This is a genomic window from Pyrolobus fumarii 1A, from assembly GCF_000223395.1.
Taxonomy (GTDB): Archaea; Thermoproteota; Thermoprotei_A; order Sulfolobales; family Pyrodictiaceae; genus Pyrolobus; species Pyrolobus fumarii.
Genome location: NC_015931.1, coordinates 289,806 through 308,073 on the forward strand (window position 1 = coordinate 289,806; position 18,268 = coordinate 308,073).

Annotated in this window: 19 protein-coding genes; 6 read left to right on the top strand and 13 right to left on the bottom strand. The window is 59.6% G+C overall.

What is annotated here, in order from left to right; genetic code table 11:
* Positions 1–79 precede the first annotated feature (79 nt).
* Entirely contained in the window at positions 80–328 is a 249-nt protein-coding gene (locus PYRFU_RS10140) for a DUF2283 domain-containing protein (RefSeq protein ID WP_048191334.1), read from the top strand.
* Positions 329–364: 36 nt separating this feature from the next.
* Positions 365–607 (top strand): DUF4258 domain-containing protein, encoded by a 243-nt coding sequence (locus tag PYRFU_RS01660; protein ID WP_014025870.1) that lies wholly within the window; start codon positions 365–367, stop codon positions 605–607.
* Between the two features lie 716 nt (positions 608–1,323).
* Here the strand turns inward: PYRFU_RS01660 and PYRFU_RS01670 are convergent.
* From PYRFU_RS01670 to PYRFU_RS01675, 3 genes are all read right to left on the bottom strand, one after another.
* Complete coding sequence (locus tag PYRFU_RS01670) at positions 1,324–2,025, bottom strand: hypothetical protein (protein ID WP_014025872.1); 702 nt, start codon at positions 2,023–2,025, stop codon at positions 1,324–1,326.
* A gap of 244 nt (positions 2,026–2,269) precedes the next feature.
* Positions 2,270–2,398 carry a C2H2-type zinc finger protein gene (locus PYRFU_RS10330; protein ID WP_244403880.1) on the bottom strand — a complete coding sequence of 43 codons (129 nt, stop codon included), beginning with the start codon at positions 2,396–2,398 and terminating at the stop codon, positions 2,270–2,272.
* A gap of 677 nt (positions 2,399–3,075) precedes the next feature.
* On the bottom strand, positions 3,076–4,062 hold the full coding sequence (locus PYRFU_RS01675) for an integrase (protein WP_014025873.1): 987 nt from the start codon (positions 4,060–4,062) through the stop codon (positions 3,076–3,078).
* A gap of 756 nt (positions 4,063–4,818) precedes the next feature.
* Between PYRFU_RS01675 and PYRFU_RS01680 the strand changes: the two genes are divergently transcribed.
* Together PYRFU_RS01680 and PYRFU_RS01685 are read left to right on the top strand one after the other, a co-directional pair.
* Entirely contained in the window at positions 4,819–5,073 is a 255-nt protein-coding gene (locus PYRFU_RS01680) for a ribbon-helix-helix protein, CopG family (RefSeq protein ID WP_014025874.1), read from the top strand.
* Between the two features lie 7 nt (positions 5,074–5,080).
* The gene (locus tag PYRFU_RS01685) at positions 5,081–6,034 is read left to right on the top strand and encodes a hypothetical protein (protein WP_014025875.1); all 954 of its coding nucleotides are present in this window, start codon (positions 5,081–5,083) and stop codon (positions 6,032–6,034) included.
* 128 nt (positions 6,035–6,162) lie between these two features.
* Here the strand turns inward: PYRFU_RS01685 and PYRFU_RS01690 are convergent, their stop codons facing one another.
* Together PYRFU_RS01690 and PYRFU_RS01695 are read right to left on the bottom strand one after the other, a co-directional pair.
* Positions 6,163–9,384, bottom strand: coding sequence for a type IV secretory system conjugative DNA transfer family protein (locus tag PYRFU_RS01690; protein ID WP_014025876.1), 3,222 nt, complete (start codon positions 9,382–9,384; stop codon positions 6,163–6,165).
* Between the two features lie 95 nt (positions 9,385–9,479).
* Positions 9,480–9,695, bottom strand: coding sequence for a hypothetical protein (locus PYRFU_RS01695; RefSeq protein WP_014025877.1), 216 nt, complete (start codon positions 9,693–9,695; stop codon positions 9,480–9,482).
* Between the two features lie 77 nt (positions 9,696–9,772).
* Between PYRFU_RS01695 and PYRFU_RS01700 the strand changes: the two genes are divergently transcribed.
* Both PYRFU_RS01700 and PYRFU_RS01705 read left to right on the top strand, forming a co-directional pair.
* Positions 9,773–10,126, top strand: a complete 354-nt coding sequence (locus tag PYRFU_RS01700) for a hypothetical protein (protein WP_014025878.1) — start codon at positions 9,773–9,775, stop codon at positions 10,124–10,126.
* Positions 10,127–10,130: 4 nt separating this feature from the next.
* Complete coding sequence (locus PYRFU_RS01705; protein WP_014025879.1) at positions 10,131–11,363, top strand: hypothetical protein; 1,233 nt, start codon at positions 10,131–10,133, stop codon at positions 11,361–11,363.
* Here PYRFU_RS01705 and PYRFU_RS01710 read toward each other — a convergent pair.
* From PYRFU_RS01710 to PYRFU_RS01745, 8 genes are all read right to left on the bottom strand, one after another.
* On the bottom strand, positions 11,350–13,596 hold the full coding sequence (locus PYRFU_RS01710; RefSeq protein WP_048191336.1) for a hypothetical protein: 2,247 nt from the start codon (positions 13,594–13,596) through the stop codon (positions 11,350–11,352). The two genes, PYRFU_RS01705 and PYRFU_RS01710, sit on opposite strands and share 14 nt — an antisense overlap.
* Before the next feature lie 471 nt (positions 13,597–14,067).
* Entirely contained in the window at positions 14,068–14,511 is a 444-nt protein-coding gene (locus PYRFU_RS01715; RefSeq protein WP_014025881.1) for a type II toxin-antitoxin system VapC family toxin, read from the bottom strand.
* Entirely contained in the window at positions 14,508–14,696 is a 189-nt protein-coding gene (locus PYRFU_RS01720) for an antitoxin family protein (protein WP_244403881.1), read from the bottom strand. Before PYRFU_RS01720 ends, PYRFU_RS01715 begins: the two co-directional genes overlap by 4 nt.
* 82 nt (positions 14,697–14,778) lie before the next feature.
* Positions 14,779–15,180: a toxin-antitoxin system TumE family protein gene (locus PYRFU_RS01725; protein WP_014025883.1), complete on the bottom strand. Its 402-nt coding sequence runs from the start codon at positions 15,178–15,180 to the stop codon at positions 14,779–14,781.
* Positions 15,131–15,433, bottom strand: coding sequence for a hypothetical protein (locus PYRFU_RS01730; RefSeq protein ID WP_014025884.1), 303 nt, complete (start codon positions 15,431–15,433; stop codon positions 15,131–15,133). Before PYRFU_RS01730 ends, PYRFU_RS01725 begins: the two co-directional genes overlap by 50 nt.
* Positions 15,434–15,485: 52 nt before the next feature.
* On the bottom strand, positions 15,486–17,318 hold the full coding sequence (locus PYRFU_RS01735) for a hypothetical protein (RefSeq protein ID WP_014025885.1): 1,833 nt from the start codon (positions 17,316–17,318) through the stop codon (positions 15,486–15,488).
* Positions 17,319–17,359: 41 nt separating this feature from the next.
* Positions 17,360–17,752, bottom strand: a complete 393-nt coding sequence (locus PYRFU_RS01740) for a hypothetical protein (RefSeq protein ID WP_014025886.1) — start codon at positions 17,750–17,752, stop codon at positions 17,360–17,362.
* 16 nt (positions 17,753–17,768) lie between these two features.
* Positions 17,769–18,218 carry a hypothetical protein gene (locus PYRFU_RS01745; protein WP_014025887.1) on the bottom strand — a complete coding sequence of 150 codons (450 nt, stop codon included), beginning with the start codon at positions 18,216–18,218 and terminating at the stop codon, positions 17,769–17,771.
* Positions 18,219–18,268 lie beyond the last annotated feature (50 nt).

Here is an 18,268-nt window from a genome sequence, read left to right on the forward strand (position 1 = left end):
ATCTTCGCTGTTGGACTTATCCTCCTCCCCGAGGAGCTATAGATGGGCTGGGTGTCCTCGCCAGATAACGGGGAGGTGGTTGCAGAGAGTTTGTGCAAAGCTAAGGGTCGTGGTGGAGTATGACCGTGAGGCTGACGCAGCATACATTCGGCTCGGGGAGGGGAGGGTGGCAGAGACCATGGAGGTTGAGCCCGGGGTGTTGCTTGACCTTGACGATGAGGGGAGGGTGATTGGCGTGGAGGTTCTCGAGGCGAGCGTGAGGCTTGGGCGCGTCCTTTCGAGGCTAGAGGAGCTAACCGTCAAGGCCAGGACTGATTACCAGGTGTAATTATAGCATGTCCAGTCTTGATAGCGGGAGTGTAGTTTGAGGATACGCCTAACCAGGCACGCTGAGGAGAGGCTGAGGGAGAGGGGTATCAGCCTCGAAGAGGTGAAGGTGTGCATCCAAAACCCAGACTATACCGAGGAGTCCAGGGGTGCACTTAGATGCTGGAAGAGGATGGGCGACAAGTACATCGTCGTGGTGTACCGGGTCGAGTGCAATCAGTGGATAGTTATAACGGCTTACAAGACCTCGAGGAGGCCGCGGCTACCCGGCAGGCAGTAGACACCCACGCCTCTGTCTGCCTTTAGCTTGATTCTTCCGCTCGGCGTCGCGTAAAGTATGATGGTAGAGGCTGCCTCGTCTTTATGGTTGTGAGGCTGTTTGATCGCTAGTGATCCTATACCCAGTGTTGCAGAGGGCATGGTACTCCTGTATCCCATCCTGACCAGTGACTATGTCTCTTCTAGCTCCGTGGAGACCATGCGACCCGCTGAGTTGGCAAGTGCTATTCTTGCGGTGCACGTTGTACTTCAGAACGTTGGATGCGTCGAAGCCGATATCGTCTACCTGGCAGTAGGCCCTGAGGATAATAATAAGCTGTCTAATCTGTCTAGTTATTGAGCCAAGAGTGGAGAGATATCGAGTGCAGAATCCGGCCAAGAGGGCATAACATAGCGTGTTCGCCATGTTAGCCCAGCCTCTTTAGGCTCGAGATTGCGAAGATTTTTGTGAAAGTGTAGCTAAGCCGTGCTAAACCATAATTATGTTGTTGCGATCCGTGTGAGCGGCTGTATGGCTAACAATGGTACTCCTATAGTCTTGTCTGTGAGCGTTGCACTAACAGCCCCCAGGATGTGTGTTTGTCTCTCTTCGTCGCGCACCCGGCGAGGGCGAGAGGCGATTGAGTGCAATGCGTGGCTCCACAGCCTCCGGTAATACGTTGTATGCTTCGCGTGTTACATTGTTCCTCCACGGTTCACGCAATAAGCTCCATTAGGCTAACCCTTTTCGTACAATCTGTTTTCGACGTAACGCTCTAACAGTTTGCAGAGCGCGTCCCTGCAGAACGCTCTCTCGGTTAGGCCCAGGTGTTTGGATAGTACGCCCTCGGGGGCAAGAGCATCTATAATCTTCTCCTCTAGTTCTTCATCGACCTTGCCGTGTAGAAGTTCGTGCATAACCTCGTGGTAGACAAGGTCTACGAGTTGTCTCGGCTCTACGGTCGGGTGTACAAGGGCTGCAATGTATAGGGTTTGGTTGTCGGTGCATACCACGCTAGCGTCGAGGCGCGGGGTTAGAGAAGGTGCAAGTATAACCGCTAACCTCTTTAAGCGAGGTTTCTCGCTAAACGCGCCCTGACAGAAGCGTATGAATCTACCCCAAGTGTCTGCAAGAATCCTCCTACACGCGTCTTGCAAGCCTTCAACATCGGCTATACTGTCGAAGCTCGCAGCCTCAACGCTATGGAATACACGAGCATGCATCGAGGTGCCAGTATCACACTCTCGGCCCGCTAGGCACTTTGCGAGACTGCACCAAGCTCCTCTACGCTCGGCTTCAAACGCGAACCTTGAAATAGCGATCGGGTTTTCCACGAGAGTCAACAAGCGTGGATCAACATGCTCGAGATGCGTGCAGAGGTAGGAGACGACATAGAGGGTTGCTAGAGGACCGGTAATAAACTGGAGCTCCGGATACACATTGTCACCAGCAAGCTAGCCTCCTAATACTTGTTATAAAGTAGACCCTAGTGCACTATGCGGGCACTCCCCAGAGAAACTTAAATTGTAGAAGTTTTAGACTGTGAGGAAACGTTGCCCAGCACATCTAATACATGAGTAACTTTCGGTTCTGAGCTTTGAAGTGAAGATAAAGAACGCTAATTATAGTATCTTATGCAACTTTTAAGAAATCGGAAAAACTGTAGGAAATGTGCACAAGTATTCACTGCTTACGCCTCCAACAGTTGTTAAAACCACGGCGACAACAAGAAGCTGGAAACACGTGCATCCTCTTGACGTGCCTCTTGAGGCTGGATAGTTGCTTGTAGCTGCGCCCGCAGAACGGACACACGTACAACCCAACCACCCCGCTATCGCCGCGAGCCTCTTGAGCCCCTCTCTACGCAACATCGCTGCACTGCCACTATGCTCTAGCAACTCAGGCGCGGCGAGAGTCCTTACGAGAACATCCAGCTCCTCTCGCCATGGCGGCTGCTAGGGCCAAGACGATCATGTTCCGAGGGTGACAATCACAGCGTCCCTCACTAGAGGCCCTATCCGTTCCAGTCTCTTCTCAAGCCTCGAGGCTGCCATGAGAAAAGTCAGTGATGCCGAGAGTGAGCAATCCGCGATGAGTGTAACGACTAACCCGGCCCCCACTAGTGTGCAGTGTCCGGCGGAAACCTCTCCGGGAGCATCAAGGGCTGAATAAGTCATGCAAGTCAAACCGAACTATAATAAGTACGAACACTCATCAACATGCCGACACCGTCAACATAGATTGAGAAGAATGTATGGCGCCGGGGGCGGGATTTGAACCCGCGCGGGGTTGCCCCCACCGGCTTAGCAGGTCGGTTGAGCCTCTTCATGGGTTGAGGGTTCTCGTGACCGGTCTGGAGAGTGGTCTCGGGAACCCTCTTTGAGGGTTCATTGAGGGTTCTTGCATGGTGGCATTCAAGAGGGTTTATGGTGTAGGAGTGCGCCTCGTTAGGCACCGGGTGTCGATTATTGCTTAACGCGCGTGTGGTGTTAACGCGTTATGCGAGGGTTCAGGTCAAGGTAAAGCCTGGCGGCAAGGAGCAGTACGTTGTAACCCTGCCCGTTGATATTGTCAAGTTGCTTGGCCTGAGGCGTGGCGACTGCCTCTCCTTCAACGTCATAGACGTTGGTGGTAGGCTCGTGCTGGTTGTCGACCGGAGCCCTGTCGACGCCTGTAGAGGCCCTCCTAGAGGCTAGGATCTTCTCTATCGCCTCCTCTATCGTCGAGCCGTTCAGCAACGCCTCTATCCCAGGCTTCATCTCGAGGGTCTTTCTCACCGAGTGCGCCACGTACATCATGTAGTGCTTTACTGACACAGGCCTGTGACGTCCGTGAAGAAAGCTGCATAGCAGCTCCTCCTCGCCACTTGCCGTCGCCAAGCAGAGTTCATAGTGGATCTTGCGCAGGCAGGTTGCCGGTGTCCCTTTGATTTCTCTTCTCGATTCGTAACTATACTCCTTGACAACACGCAACAACCTCTCCTCGAGATCAACCGGGAGTATGATGACGTTGACGCGCTTCCTGCCTATCGTTGCCTTCAGGTCGTAGACGGCTAGGCCCGCGGCGATCCGCCTCTTCGACGTGAACCTCGGGAGGAGCCACAGGTGTTTCAAGCGGCTTCCGCTCCACAGGACAGCTTGTTGTAACGTCTGCGCCCACTCCTTCTCGTCGAGCTCCACTCTACCCCAGTCCTCACAGCGCTCCCAGCCCTCGCCCCTCCTCCCCTCGATCACCCTCCCGCAGGCGAGCCTCTTGAGCGCCAGGAGCCTACGGGCCCGCGCCTCCTCCTCGAGGCTAATCCTCCCTTCGCTGGCCGCCCACGAGAGCCACTTTGACGCGAGCTTCAGGACCCACTTGTTGCACGGGAGCCTCTCGAACCCGAGAGACTCTATGATGCTGTGGTACCCCTCCCAGTACCTCATGTAGTCCCGGTAGCTTAGCGGCGCGGTCTTGCGGATGTACTCCTCGAAGCGCATACCGGCGTGTACCCGTTGTGTCTGGCCCCCGGTTGCAGTACACGCTTGAGCCTACTCGCTCCTCAAGCCTTGCGACCTCGTGACACCCGGGTGTATGTGGCGATGGTATCTGCTCCATTCACCGTGTACAACCGCGGTTGGGCAGGTGCGGTGCCGCGTCTCGCCACAAGGCATTCAGGGCAAACGTGTGTGTTACGAGCGTGTTATGCGTCTACACAGGGCTCCTCGGGCGACAGGCAACGGCAGTGGGGGACGCTAATCATCCCCTTTCCTCAGAGACGAGCGGAAAGAATTGCCAGTGATACTGTGGTATCACTTGCCTTGCATGCCGATAGGGAGCGAGGGTAGGACCAGTGTACCGGGGGGTACACCGGGGCCCGAGTCCCCCGCCCGGGGCAGCCTCGGCCGCTCTGTGAAGAGAGCGTGGACCGGCCGAACCCGTGAGGAGGGTGCGAACCGATGAGAGCGGCCTTGGCCCCGGGCGGGGCGGGATACCCCGGCTTACGTCTTGCTAGAGTCTTGTCTGTTAAGCGTTTGGGGTTGTTCACTCCCTCCAGCCGCGGTTGGAGTTCAAGGGCTGCGGACAGCCTCTATACGGGCCGGTGACGGGATCATAACAAACCCTCAACGGGCTCGTATAGGAACCGTTATTGTTCCTGGCGCTAGGTGCAGGGTTCGTCCGCTTATAGCTCGTCTTGGGAATGGAGGCAGCCCCTATACGGGCCCGTCTCTGGTGCCCTACCTGGGGCTGTCTTCGTGCCTCCGGTCAAGTTCTACCTTGATCCCTCCCGTTACGCTGAGCTGGAGAGGTTGGCGAGGGAGAGGGGTACGACGATCCCCCAGCTTGTCAAGCGGCTCGTCGAGGATTGGCTCGAGGGCAGGCTGTGTGCCGGCACCGGGGCCAGACCCGGGCACAGTGTCGACGAGGCTAGGCTCCGTGAGTTCGAGAGACGCCTCGAACTCCTAGAGGAGACCGTGAAGGCTCTGCTCAGGATCATAGCGGGGAGGTGATATTGTCGTGGGCTCGGAGACACTCTATGAGTTTACCCGAAGGCTTGTGAGGGAGTCAAAATGGCTTCAGAAGGTGCTTATGATACTAACGTATGCGTCTCTTATAGTGCTGGTGTCGGCACTCATCCTGCAAGGCACGTTGCACAGCACGAGCGTATTGGTGGATGTGCTGCAGACGATTATACTGTCGTTGACGCTCCTTCTCACCATACCCCAGTTAATCATCACGCCGTACACCGAGTACCTCAAGGTTCTCGAGGAACGGAGGTATAGGCACTGGTCTAGGCTTCGCGAGGCGCTCATAGTGCCACTGGCTAAACTGATACTACACGAGAGTCGTTTTAGGGAGAGTTTTGAGGCCGGTTGCTACCTCCCAGTCTGCAGCATGCTAAGACGCTTGATGATCGACCACGGCCTTCAACCCTACTACGAGGATCTAGGGAACCACGAGGCTACTCGGGGCCTCTACGAGGCCCTCCGCAGCCTCTGCGGGCCCCTAGACCACGTCTGCGGCTCGGGCCTCGACGCGGAGATAGAAGATCTCGTGGAAGCTGCGCTGAGGGAGGCTGGCATAGACCCCGGGAAGCCGCCCGGCCCGGCTGTCGAGGAGGCCGTACGCTGCGCAATCCACGTGGCAGCGCCTCAGGCCGCTGCGTTCATGCGGGGAGAAGACTGGCTCCGGGCTCTAAAGCAGCGCATCGTAGACGAACTCACCAGAACCATGCCAAGCTGCACAACGACGGATGTAACAGTCGTTGGCGACCCTCTACTGCCGCGCGAGAAGGCCGAAGAAATAGCAGAGAGGATAGTCGAGAAGATCAGGAAGAGCCACCTACACGAGAGGCTCAAAGAGCTATACAGGAAGCTACGCGAAGAGCTAAACAGGGCGCTACTCTACGAGACACTTACCGACGACTGCCCCTACACGCTACCAGAGGCCAAGAAGAGCAAGAAGAGATAGACGAGAGACCGGCGGCATGGTGCTGTGAGGTGCTCGCGTTGTTTTCATTCTGGTGTTGACTCGTGAGGCCTCGGTCGCGACCACCTCGCAGCATAATAACGTATTGTGAGGGCCTCACGGTGCATAGTCTACTGCTGCTCGAGGAGCTTGGCGGGTAGCGCGACGACCCTAACACTCCTGCCCCGGTACCACACCGTCTTGTAGACAGCCTCAATGCCGCTGTTTCTTAGCTCGCTGTACAGCTGGGATAGGCTCTGGTAGCCTAGGTGTTTGACAGCCTCGCTCGTCAGCGCGATAAACTCCTTCTTCCTAAAGGCCGATCCCTCCTCGAGGAGCCTTGGCAGCTCATCCAGGATCTTCTCGAGTATAGACTTCCCTCCAGCTTTGGCTTCGACACTCTCTCCTTGTACCTTGGAGGCTTCCTCCTCTTCACCCTCTGCTCCAACCGCGGTTGGAACCACTCTCACCTCCAGCGTCTCGAGAAGCTCAGCCAAGAGGTCTGGGTCGGCTCCTAGGGCTGCAGCAACCCGGTTCAACCGCAGTTGGAGCACCCGCAGTCTCTCCTCGACGACCCCAGGATCCCGGTCGACGACGATCACCAGCCTTCCGCAGCCTGCCCTGACGCAGCGCTTGAGGAGCTTCAGGGTATACTCGTGCGTCATGTGCCTCTCCGGGTCGCTAACCACCTCGACGCAGAGAGCCTCACCCCAGTGCTCGTCGTCCAGGGGCTTCAGGGCGACGATATCCGGCCTATCCTCGCCACCGGCCTTGTCAACCACGACATAGTAGCCTCTCTCGGCGAGCTCCTCCGCGATAGACCTGATGGCCTCGCGGTGCCACCCGCCGCCGTGCCTCGTCGAGAAGTCTAGTAGCTCCTCGCCCCTAGAGGTTAGGATGAGCTGCTCTCCCTTAAGCTCGAGGAACCCCCTCTGCCGGAGAGACTCTACGACCTGAGCTGCCCTCACCAGCCCAAGCTGCTCCGCAAGCCTACCCAGGGTCAAACCGCTCTTCTCGACCTGAACAAGGATCCTCCATTCTAGTGGCGACACCGGGGCCTCGACGCTAACCCTCTCTGTCGACACCGGCGCGCCGTGGCGCCCGAGGCTCTCCTCGATCCTAGACCTGACAACCGGGTCGTCTAGGTAGGGGTTGCCTCTGCCCAGCTCCACGGGTATGTAGGGCGCCCTGAGGGTGAATGGTCGTAGCGTCGTCTTCCCGACTCTTATGCGCGCTATGAACGTGTAGTCGGGGAGGTTGATCAGGTCGTGGTCGGTGGCGTAGGGCTCGTATAGCTTCCTAAGCTCCCTGGCAGAGACAAGGCCGACCTGGAAGGTGAACACGTGCTTGGCCAGCTCGTAGAGCGCGGCACGCAGCCTCTCGGGGAGCTGCCTGGGATACTGGGTCATGGCGACCAGGAACACGCGGAACTTCCGGGTCTCCGCCATCATCTGCGCTATGAGCCTCGCCAACGCCGGCGACACGAAGTTGTGAAGCTCGTCGACAAAGACGAATGCTGTTGGTCTATCCTCCTCGCCGCGCTCGCCGCGCGCGTAGGCCGCCGCAAAGATCCTCGAGAGTATCAGGGAGCCGAAGAAGTTGAGGCTCTCAGTACCCTTCAGGGCACCCATGTTAACGACAACAATGTAGCCATTGTCGAGGGCCCAGCCTAGGTCAACCGTGGAGCGTTTGGCCTCCACGAACGGCCTTATCAACGGGTCCAGGGTGAACTTCCCGAGCTTGTTGAGAACCGACTGGACCGCATCCGGCGCCTTCTTCAAGAGCGCGGGGTACTGCTCCTCCCAGAACTCTGCCACCTCATCATCCTCCACGTACTCTAGGAACCTTGCACGAGTCTCCTCATCGACGAACACGCGGTACACGTCGCTAAGGCTGTAGGAGCCTGGCGGCGCGCTCAACACAAGCTTAACCGCCATCCTCATCAGGTGCTCGGTTCTCGGGCCCCAGAACCTCTGAAAGTATGCAGCAACCGCCCCCAGGAAAGTCTCCTGGAGCTTGTCGCGCTCGGCGGGCTCCCGGTACTCGAGGAAGTTGATCTTAACCACGCGGCCATAATACTCGACCGTGCGCGGATCGATGTAGACGAGCCTATCGACACACTCCTCCGGGAGGCTCTTAACCAGCTTAAGCGCGTCATCGCCGTTAGGATCGATGTATACTATTGAGGTTCTACCGCAGCCCTCGGCCGCAAGCAGAGAGAGCATAAGGTAACGCGCGTAGCTAGACTTGCCGGCGCCGGTAGTCCCGAAGATGGCCTTGTGTGCACGCGAGAACTCGGAGACAGGAAGGCCGTACGCGGTGCCCTCGAACAAGCCTAGCGGCACGACGCGCCTGCCGCCCACAAGCCTCCTCAGGTCATCGAAGCTAAGCTCCCCCGGAAGCTCCCCGATCTTCACGATCTCGGGCGGCGGCTCTAAGACAGCGATGCCGAGGCGAACCGGGAGGCTCGGCACGGGCCTCGGCACGTTGACGAGAGCCGCAAGCTCCTTGGGTGTTAGGACTGGTAGCCTCTTGTCCCTGAAGAAGACGCCCAGATGCTCAACCTCTCTTCTCCTAATCCTCTCGAGCATCTTCTCGTCAAGCCTCTTGATCCTACAGACTATGTTGTTGTAGTGGAACTGGTGGAAGGCCTCGCAGACACGCTCCACCTTACCCTTATCATCTGCGACCACCCTGACGGCGACAGCGTAGAGACGGTGCATGAGCTTAGCCTCAGCCTGCCTAACCTCCTCGTTCTCGACGGGCAGCAGATGCCGCTGCATCATGTAATGCTGGCGGCGCATCAACTCGTCATACGGGCTGTACGACGGGTCTATCAGGTCCAGCAGCTCCCTAACAACCATCTTGACCGTCGACTCTCCACCCCCACGCCTCCTGTTATACACCCACTCTGCGATCACGCTCTTTGCCCGAGGCTCGTGCTCCCAGCATATCTGGACGAAGACACCAGGCTCAACAGCATCGATCCACAATGCGGCTGTGTTTATGCTCACGGGCTTCTTCTCGGTGTGCTTGAAGAGCGGGTGGTAGAAACCCCTCTCAAGCCTCCCGACACCCACCCAGCCCCTGCTCGGAGGCTCCGGGGGCCTAGCCTCGACGACAACCAGCCTACCCTCGAAGAGATCCTGCAGAGCCTTCTTCACGCCACCAGCCTCACCCTCAGCAACCAGCAGGTACAAGCGGAGATGCCTACCGTCGTGCACCACCTCGAAGCAGCCACGATGAAGCCTGGCCAAGAGATGCTCCAGGGCAAGAGGCTCCGGGTCGATCTCGGGATGCGGGAGAAGCTCCAGAGCCCTGAACCTCCACACGTTGCCCTGTCTACCGAGCAACCCGGGGCCCCGCCTGGGAGGCGTGTCAACCGCAGTGGGCGCGGAGCATCACGGATCCCAACACCCGTTAGCTTAGGCTCCAACCGCGGTTGGACCTATCCTCCTTTCCCGCTCTCGGCATCCTCGTACACAGGCTCTAGCAAGATCCTCCCAGTCTCCTCGTCTAGGCACACCCTGTAAGCCACTATCCCGAGCTTCTCGACGAGATAGAGGGGGACCCTGACCTTCACGTAGGAGTCCCTCCTCTTCCTTCCTCGCCAGGTCTTCGTGGTGAGCGTCAGCTTCACAATCCTCTCGCCGCTGCACCGCAAGGCAGCAGCCCCGAGGGGTGTACACCCGCAGAGGCTTTAAACCACCACGTAGGGCGTACACCCCACGGTGGCGGGGCTTGGCCGAGGAGAGGCGCGACAAAACCCAGGTGTACCTCGAGCGGGCAAAGAGCCTAGAGGAGAAGGCGAGGTCGACGTTCAACATGGGGTTTGTCGCCCTAGGCTCCATGCTCGTGCTCGCAAAATTCCTGAAGGATGTGATCGCACAGACGATCGTCATACTCCTGGGGCTGGGTGTCGCCGGGGTAGCTGTGCTGCAAGCTGCTATAATGAGCCGGGACGCCGAGAGGATATGGGAGAGGCTGTTGAGAGACCCGAGCCCCTACCCCAAGCTCACACTCATACAGGGGATCCTCCTGCTCGCCATCGGGGTGGCGGCGCTCATCCTAGCACTCCTCGGCCTCTGGAGGTGATAGTGTGAAGAGGCTCACGGCGCTCCTACTCCTGGCTCTCCTCGCCCTCGCCGCCCTCCTCCTCTACACGCACGCCGCCGGGACCAACCGCGGTTGGACACCAGACCTGAAACCCGGCACCACCATCACCCTCGAGGAGATCAAACACCTTGAGGAGAGCGGCTGGAGGCTGGTTAGAACCCCGCTCTACAAGGGCGTGTTTCACGACGCGCCTTGCCCGTCCGGCCTCCTGCTAGCCTACAAGCCTGGGCCTCATAACGGCCCTCTAGGGGTCTCGTGGAGGACGGCAGACTGGGTCTACACGACGAGAACAGTAAAGCTGAGCAGCGTCGCCAACGCTACGATCTACTACCGCGCGAGACCCACAGCCACAGTCTACGCCACGAGCATAGCCTACTGCCTCGAGAAGATCAACAACACCGCCTACAGGGTGACAAACTACCTGAAACCAGCATACTACGCAAAGAGCTACACACTAGAGCCACACAGGATAGTCGTCAAGGTGGACCACGAGGCGTTCGAGAAGCTGCTGAGGAGAGAGTGGGTCGAGTCTTACGTGGCTAAGCTTCGGGTTTCTCCAAGGCTCGCCGAGGAGAGTGTTAACGACGTGCGTATCGTTGGCTGGTTTCGCGTGGAGAGGCGCGTCTGCGGGGTCGATGTTGTCGTCGAGGCTCCGAGGCTTAGAGTGGTTTACGGGGATCCCGCCTACACCTACCCCAACAGCTACCTGCGGCACGTCATAGTGTCGTTGGCGAGGTTCATGTGGGAGCTGCGCGTCTGCACACCCGACGAGGCGGTTAAGGCGAGCTACTGGATCATCTACGGCGGCGACGACACCGACCCATATCCGCCAAACTGGTTGATCAATGGCGGTGTATGTTGGCAATGGTCTGAGTGGACATTCAGGGCACTGAGGATGCTAGGCTTGCCAGTCTACCTCCTCTACACCCCCGGTAACCCGCCACACGAGTCTACACTCCTCTGTAGAGAGAGACCAGTGGCCTACCGCGGTTGGTGCTATGGGCTCCTTGCCGTAAACCCGGAGAGTGGGAAGAGGATCATCTGCTGGCTCTTCGACGACACGGGTTATGTGACAAGCCTTTGGAGGGAGATTGCGAAGATAGGCGCGAGGGTGCATCTAGGCAAGCAGGCATATCCGCCCGAGATATACAGGGTTGTAAAAACATGGGTGGGGTGTAGGATCCCAAGCGACGCTTTCAACGCTACGGCGGGATGACCACTATCCTGGCTGTTAGCGGGGTTCTCCAGACGCCCAGCTCCTCGTATGGGATCCTGAGCGTCTCGTTGAGCGCCACCACGTGGTATAGGAGTGCTCCGGTAGCAGCATCGTAGATGTACACCTGGCTGCCTATCGGCACCCCTGTTATCGTCACGTAGGGGTTGCTAGCCACGAGGAGCTTCGCTACCCACGCTGGTATCGGTACCGTTGGCGCTGTCGGCGGGGACTCGATGTAGAATGTTATGTTGACGGTGTGAGCTCCTGGGGGTAGCACCTCCCTCATTAGCCTCCATGTGAGCGGTGCCCATAGCTTCCTCCTGAACACATCGTCCACATACACGTAGGGTATCGTCTGTGCTAGTACGTCGGAGCCCCAGGCGCCGGGTACCCTGCCGTAGAAGCCCATCAGGTACGCGTACACTACGCAGCCCCCGTCGCAGCTCACGTTGAAGATTAGGCCTGCCCTTGGCCACTCTACCCACAGTTTCAGGGCATTGCCGAGGTTCGTGTCCTCGTAGGTTACCAGCGTGTAATTACCCCAGAGTTGGAGGCCGAGATCCTCGCCTGCGCAGGGTTCCAGCTCGCTCTCGAAGCAGTAGTACGAGATGAGACCCTCCGCCTCCTTCACAACCTCATAGTCCGTCGCGTTGATCTTTACAACCCTGATTAAATCGCCGGGCCATAGTGTGCCGGTCCACACGGCTGGCTTCGCGGCCTCCGGTACGAGCTCCACGCGCCACACGCTAAACGCGTAGAGAGTGTCAATCTGGTTGAATGGCGCCGCTCCAGCCCTGGCTCTGCTGATGTTATACCATAGGCTCACTACTATCGGCGAATCGATAGTGAGGTTGACACCGCGGCATATGATGGTTACGTCTGCATCCGCGTCTACCTGACCCGGTTGCAGAGCGTCAGACACCGCCATGATACAGCCGCCATACCTGAGCAACGTTGCGTTCGTAGCGCCCGTGAACAGCTCAGGGTTCTCCACGGGGATGATGTCGGCAAGGTCATTATCGAAGAGCAGCTTGCCGCCTAGGTAGATCCTCAGCCTCAGGGTAGCGTTGAGCAGGAGGGTCTCGGTGTGGTTTGTTGAGGAGCCGTCGGTGAGCGCCTTCTTTGCCGTCAGGTCTGCGGGGCAGCCGAGCTCCGCACACGGGTCCCTAACCCACAGGTCGATGCGGAGCGTGTAGCGGCCCTCCACAACCCTCGGGTGTATGGTGATGTTGCAAGCCCCTGCAGTCGCGTTGCAGGTTAAGCCCAGACCGTGATCCCTGTCCACCCAGGGTTTCACCACGCTCCCAGAGTACGCCACGATGCCCTCGGCGGCGTATCCCCACCAGCCCTGGAGTGTCGAGACGTCGTCGAACGAGAGGATTATGCTCGGACCGGGTTTACTAGGCTGTGGTGTCGGGCTCCTCCCATAGTCTATGACTATCGTCTTGACCTCGCCGTCCCTGAGCGTCACCCTGTAGGTTCTGTCGACGGTTGTTGAGCCGGATTGTGCCGTGATCTTGACCGTGTACTCGCCGGGTGCGAGGCCACACAGCTTCAGGTACCCTGGGTCATTGGAGACTAGCTCCGCTGGCCACTGGGATGCGCCACGCTCGATCCTAACACTTAGGATGTTTGCAGGGGTTCCCTCAACCCAAGCGTCTACCTCTATGCAGCCCGGCTTGCCCAGTATCCTGAGGACTTGTGTCCCGTGGATGGTGGCTACGTACACCGCGATGGTCGTGTTGGGGTTGTGGTATAGCATTGGGAGGATTATCGGCTCGGTTGTCTCGATTGTGATGTAGCCTCCCGGCTTGACGACGGGGTAGCCGTCGCTGCTCCACTCCGGGGCCTCCACCCTCAGCTCCTGTGGGATATCGCCGAGTGCTCCTGGCGCCTTCCACTCCTGGCTCCAGAGCCATAGTGGCGGGTATCGAGAGTTATCCTCGAGGGCGACCGCCAGGTAGACTATCTTGGCTCCGAAGCGCCCCACGTTCTGCAGTGTGACCCTGAGCCTAGCCCTGTACTCGTCGACGGGGATCCACTCGTAGTCGACGAGTTTGAACTGGGTCTGGAGCTGCCTCTCTGCGATAAGCTTCTCCTCGGCGATCCTCAGCTGCGCCTGGAGCCCCTGCAGCTGGATCGAGTAGACGGCCACCTGGGCGAAGAGGATGATCGCCATGAGGGCGACGACGGCCGGCAGCACCGTCTGGCCCCGCAGCCTCCCCCACGCCACCACCCGCCACCCTCCACCCCTCCCCCAGGGCCCCGCAGTGGCCGGGTCCCGGGGAGCCCCTCCACACGGACACCATCCCGGCGCGGGTGCAACCGCGGTTGCACGGGTAGACTATCGTCGAGGCGTTATCACGCCACGGGTACTATACGCGGAGCCGAGTCAACCGCGGTTGGAGCGAGACAAGAGTCTATGGAGTCCGGCTACGCCTGGAGGGTCTCGGGGCGCCGGCTCCAACCGCGGTTGTAGCCACTCACGGTACGCCAGTTCGCCCGGGGAGGGAGAGGGGCGAGCGAATGTACTCCATGCGTAGCAGCCATGGACGGGGCCCGTATCCCGGTGGCGCCATCAGGGTAACACCATGCGAACGAATGTTCGGCCTCCACGGGCGAGCTCCGAGCACTCGTTCACCAGTCTTAACCGCGGTTGGACGCCTGTATAGGAGAGGGCCGGGTGTTGTGCGGGGGTGCTGGTCTAGACGCTTTCGAGCCTCGCTGTTAGCCTCCGGTACTCGCCGTCGTCGAGCAGGTAGTAGGCTTCTACGCCAGCCCTCCTCGCGTTAACAGCCTGTATCCTGTCGCACGTGGCGAGGATGGACCCGGTTACCCTCGCGCAGGCTATGAAGAACGCGTCTGCGGCCCTACACCCGGTTCTAAGCGCGACCTCCACGGCCTCCTCGTGCAGAGTGTCGTAGCCCACGAGGTTGACGAACCTCGTTATCTCGGCGACGTGCGACGCGGCTCTCTCCGGCCTGTACCTGGCCAGCACGCCGCTAAGCTCGACCACAAGGAGCATCGGGGCGTACACCGGGAGGTTCCTCCTAGACACCACGTCGATCACGCGTAGGCTCCTCCTGCTCCTCTCGGCGTCGAAGCGTATCAGCGCATCCACGTAGACGGAGGTATCCAGGACTATCAACGCCGGCCCCCGGTCAAGCTCTTCAGGGGATCCTCGCGCACACCGCTATACTCGCGCGACAACCTGCGTATAGCCTCGGCGAGCCCCCCAGACCCCCGGACGATCACTATCACGACCCTCTCGCCGTCCCTCAGGTTCACCCGCCTAAGGGGGCGCAACACACCCCCCTCATAGACAGCCTCCACGACCTCCAACGCGCGGCCCCGGGACAAGTGTGGAGAAAGAACCGTATCATATAACGTGGCTGGCATCCGGGCTGGAGGGGTCCTAGGGTTCGGCGTCTCCGAGCTCCGCCGCGAGGAGTGAGCGTATCTCGTCCAGTATGGCTGGTAGCGAGGGCTCTTCCGCCGGTACGACACTCCCATCGCTTAGGTGCTTGTGGTGCGGGTGGGTTGGTAGCTCTGGGTGGTGCGGGGCGTTATCATAGCGGAATCTGAGGTTACCATGGGGATCCTCGTAGTGGAAGCGATAGGCTATCCTCTCGACCCTCTCGCCCCGCGAGACGAGATACTCGAGGAAGTGCAGCCTGGATCCATCCACGAACCTGATTAACCCTCTCAACACGAGCCTAGTCGGCGACCTCACCTCCATGGTGATGCTCGAGTATGTTATCAGCTTGCTAAGCCTCCACAGCTTCTCTATCACTCCTCTCGTATACTCTGCGAGCAAGCCTCTCTCTAAGACCTCTCACCTCCCTAAGCTCCCTCCGCGCCATCTCGAGGAAGACGAGTTCACCATACCACTCGATGAAGTCCTGCTCGTCGCCCAGCTCGCCGCGGAGAAAGCGCCCCAGGAACTCCTCGGAGGACATCCCATACCTCTCCTCGAATGTCCTGATCCTCTCACGCGTCGCCCTAACCTCGTCCTCGAGCTTCCTTATTCTCATCTCGATATCTCTGATCCTCGGCTTGCCACTCACCATGCTCACCATACTCCCAGATGCCAGCGCAAGATAACGGTATAGTTATACTTCTCTACCCTTGGGGGAGTAGCCCCATCCAGGCGTCGCCGCCCGCCTCGAGCCTCACTGTGCCTACTGGCGCCGTGTAGGGTATCGACGCTGTGGCCTCGCCGGTCTCGATCGTTACGAGGCCCGCGAGCCAGTAGATGCGGTAGCCGCCACTGCACGGCAGCGTCTCGCTCCTAGAGCCAGCCGTTACCCTCACGGCGTTGCCCTCCGGCTCTGCGACTACCCTGTGCCCAGCCGAGTCGACGAGCGTCAAGCTCGTGGTGCACGCGGCCTCCGCGTAGACCACAGTGCCCGGCTGCACCTCTAGAGAGCCGCCGGGGAGCGTCGCGTTGAGCACCAGGCCCTCCACGTCGACGCCGGTGGCCTCGAGGCCGCCGCCCGGAAGAACCGCCAGGCTCTGGGCCCCCGAGGCCGTCGAGGCGACCCAGATGCTCGCGTTGTAAGCGTCTATGGATGGGAGGTTGAGGGTGATCCTCCCGTCCCGGGTCCAGGTGCACGCCACCTCGCCCGCGTCACGCACACCGTCGCGGTCATAGTCGATCCACCAGCAGACGACCGAGGCGGGCGGCGCTGTGATGGTGACAGGTCCGCTGTTAAACGCCACGTACCGGAATGTGACGAGCACGGCCTCGGCCGCCGGGACCCACGGGTAAGTCCACCCGTAGGTTAGCCAGTAGGGGTCTACGATGGAGTTGACATACCCGGTGATGTTCGGGTACCACCAGTAGTAGCGGTAGACCCACGGGGGGAGAACGGCGACATAATCAGCGGGGTACCTGGTCAGAGGGTGTACGGTCATACGCTCGCCGCGCACGATAACATGCAGCGTTATGCCCTTCACCTCGTCGCGTATGACTGCGCTCTTCTCCGCCCACCCCGGGACGTAGAGCTTGTAGACCACGCCGCTTATGTTGACGCTGGTCACGCCGGTGGCGTTCAACCACACTATGGTTGCGCTCTTCGCCTCGCTCCTCGCCAGCGAGGCCCACGCGTACACCGTGTATCTTACCCTCGATGTGCCAGTGTAATAGTTCTTGTAGAGCATCTTCTCAACAAAGGCTATCGTGGTCGACGTGCCAACCACGGCATACTGGTACCTCGAGTAGACGCCGATGTAGAAGGGCCTCGTGGCCACATACCAGCCGTTAATAACAGGGACGCTGCACACCCTGGGATGCCAGCAGATGTTGCAAGCTTGGTAGGCTACACCAGGCCGCCTCTCAACACCGCAATATATCCCGATGCAGCACCAGAGCGATTGCGCCACCTGCCCGCCGAGCCCCTCCACACGGAAAACCGCGTAATCCGCGTCTATATCGACTCGCCAGGAGCCTCTCCCAAACCCGTCTAGAAGCAACGTGGTTGAGTTGTACACCCTGACCACAGCCCCACTGGCAGACTCGTTGAGGAGCCTCGCGAGGTCGGCTAGCGACAGGAGCCTTGCCCCGCACTCTGCAAGCTCTCTCCTCAGCTGCTCACCACCAGCGTACACCATTAGACTCACTAGCCTACGGCCGCTCGTCAGGTCGATCGTATCTCCGGGTAGGATACAACCCGTGTAGCTATACACCGATTCTACGGGTATCCAGGCCGCTAGGCCTGTCTCGGCCCCCAGCGTGGCCCCCAGGCTCGTATTGCCGAGGAAGAGGTTGATGGTGAGGTTCTGCCCGTAGGGGTTGGCCGCCACCACAGTCGCCTCGCCCTGGCCCGTCGACACGGCCGCCACAGGCGCCATGGCGCCCGGCGAGGGTAGGGACGGGGGCCTCAGGGCGAGGAGCGTTGCCGCCGCGATAGACCCGAGTATCGCGAGGAGGAGGAGCGCGGGTGCCTCCCTCATACCCTCCACCCGGGGAGGATGGAGCGAAAAACGCAGTGGGGCTAGGGGAGTCGCGTTGAGATACACCTGGCTGGTGGTGCTTGCCCAGCCTCCAGCCTCTGGTAGCACATTACGAGCTTAACACCAGGGTTGTACGCGTGATCCACATCCACCAGGTCTATGATTGTTGCTTGCGACACTGGCATTGTCTTGGTGTAGCAGTGGCCGCCTAGGCACCACTTGAGCAGCCATACTGGTTCGTGGGGCTCTAGGGCCACTGTTATGTGGACCGTGCCGTTTACATTGGCTATTCTCAACACGTGGATCTGGATCTCGAGTATCGGCGGCTGCCCGGTGTGCTGCACGGCAGCGAGACGCGGGTAGAGGATGCCGAGGGCGGCGGCAAACGCCGCTATGGCTATGGTGGCGTAGAGGAGTTGCGATGGTATCTCCATCGCCTCCTCCCTCTCTTCACGGTAGTATCTCTGCGTTGCCGGATACCGAGACCTGGGTGTTGGTTAGGCTGGTGTACCCTGATACCTCGACAGTCACCTTGTCGCCGACTGTGGCGCCGGTGTAGCAGACGGTGGTGAAGGATGCTGAGCTGCCAGCCTTGACGGTCACCGGGGGCAGCGGATCCCATGTGCAGGACACGCTATTCCCGTTGACGTAGAGCTGGAGGTTATTTATGGTAACCGTCTCAGGGCCATTGTTCTTCACGGTCACCGTGACGGCCGTGTATCCATCACCAGCGTCGTGAGCGTCAACAATAACCGATAGGGTGGCGCCCTTCGAGGCCAGCGTCCTCGTCTGCGACATTATGATGCCCCCGGCTATCAGGGCAACGGCAACAGCGATGCCGAGGATAACGAGAGCCTGCACGCCTAGGCTCACCGCACGGAACCCAGCCACCCTAGCCACGCTACACACCCCCATCCTCTCGGGCCGGGGCCCCGCAGTGGCTACGCGTG

What these genes read in the sequence shown, in the direction of transcription:
- PYRFU_RS01675 (WP_014025873.1), bottom strand. Translation starts at nt 4,062, where the DNA reads ATGCGCTTCGAGGAGTACATCCGCAAGACCGCGCCGCTAAGCTACCGG.
- PYRFU_RS01730 (WP_014025884.1), bottom strand. Translation starts at nt 15,433, where the DNA reads ATGGTGAGTGGCAAGCCGAGGATCAGAGATATCGAGATGAGAATAAGG.
- PYRFU_RS01735 (WP_014025885.1), bottom strand. Translation starts at nt 17,318, where the DNA reads ATGAGGGAGGCACCCGCGCTCCTCCTCCTCGCGATACTCGGGTCTATC.
- PYRFU_RS01740 (WP_014025886.1), bottom strand. Translation starts at nt 17,752, where the DNA reads ATGGAGATACCATCGCAACTCCTCTACGCCACCATAGCCATAGCGGCG.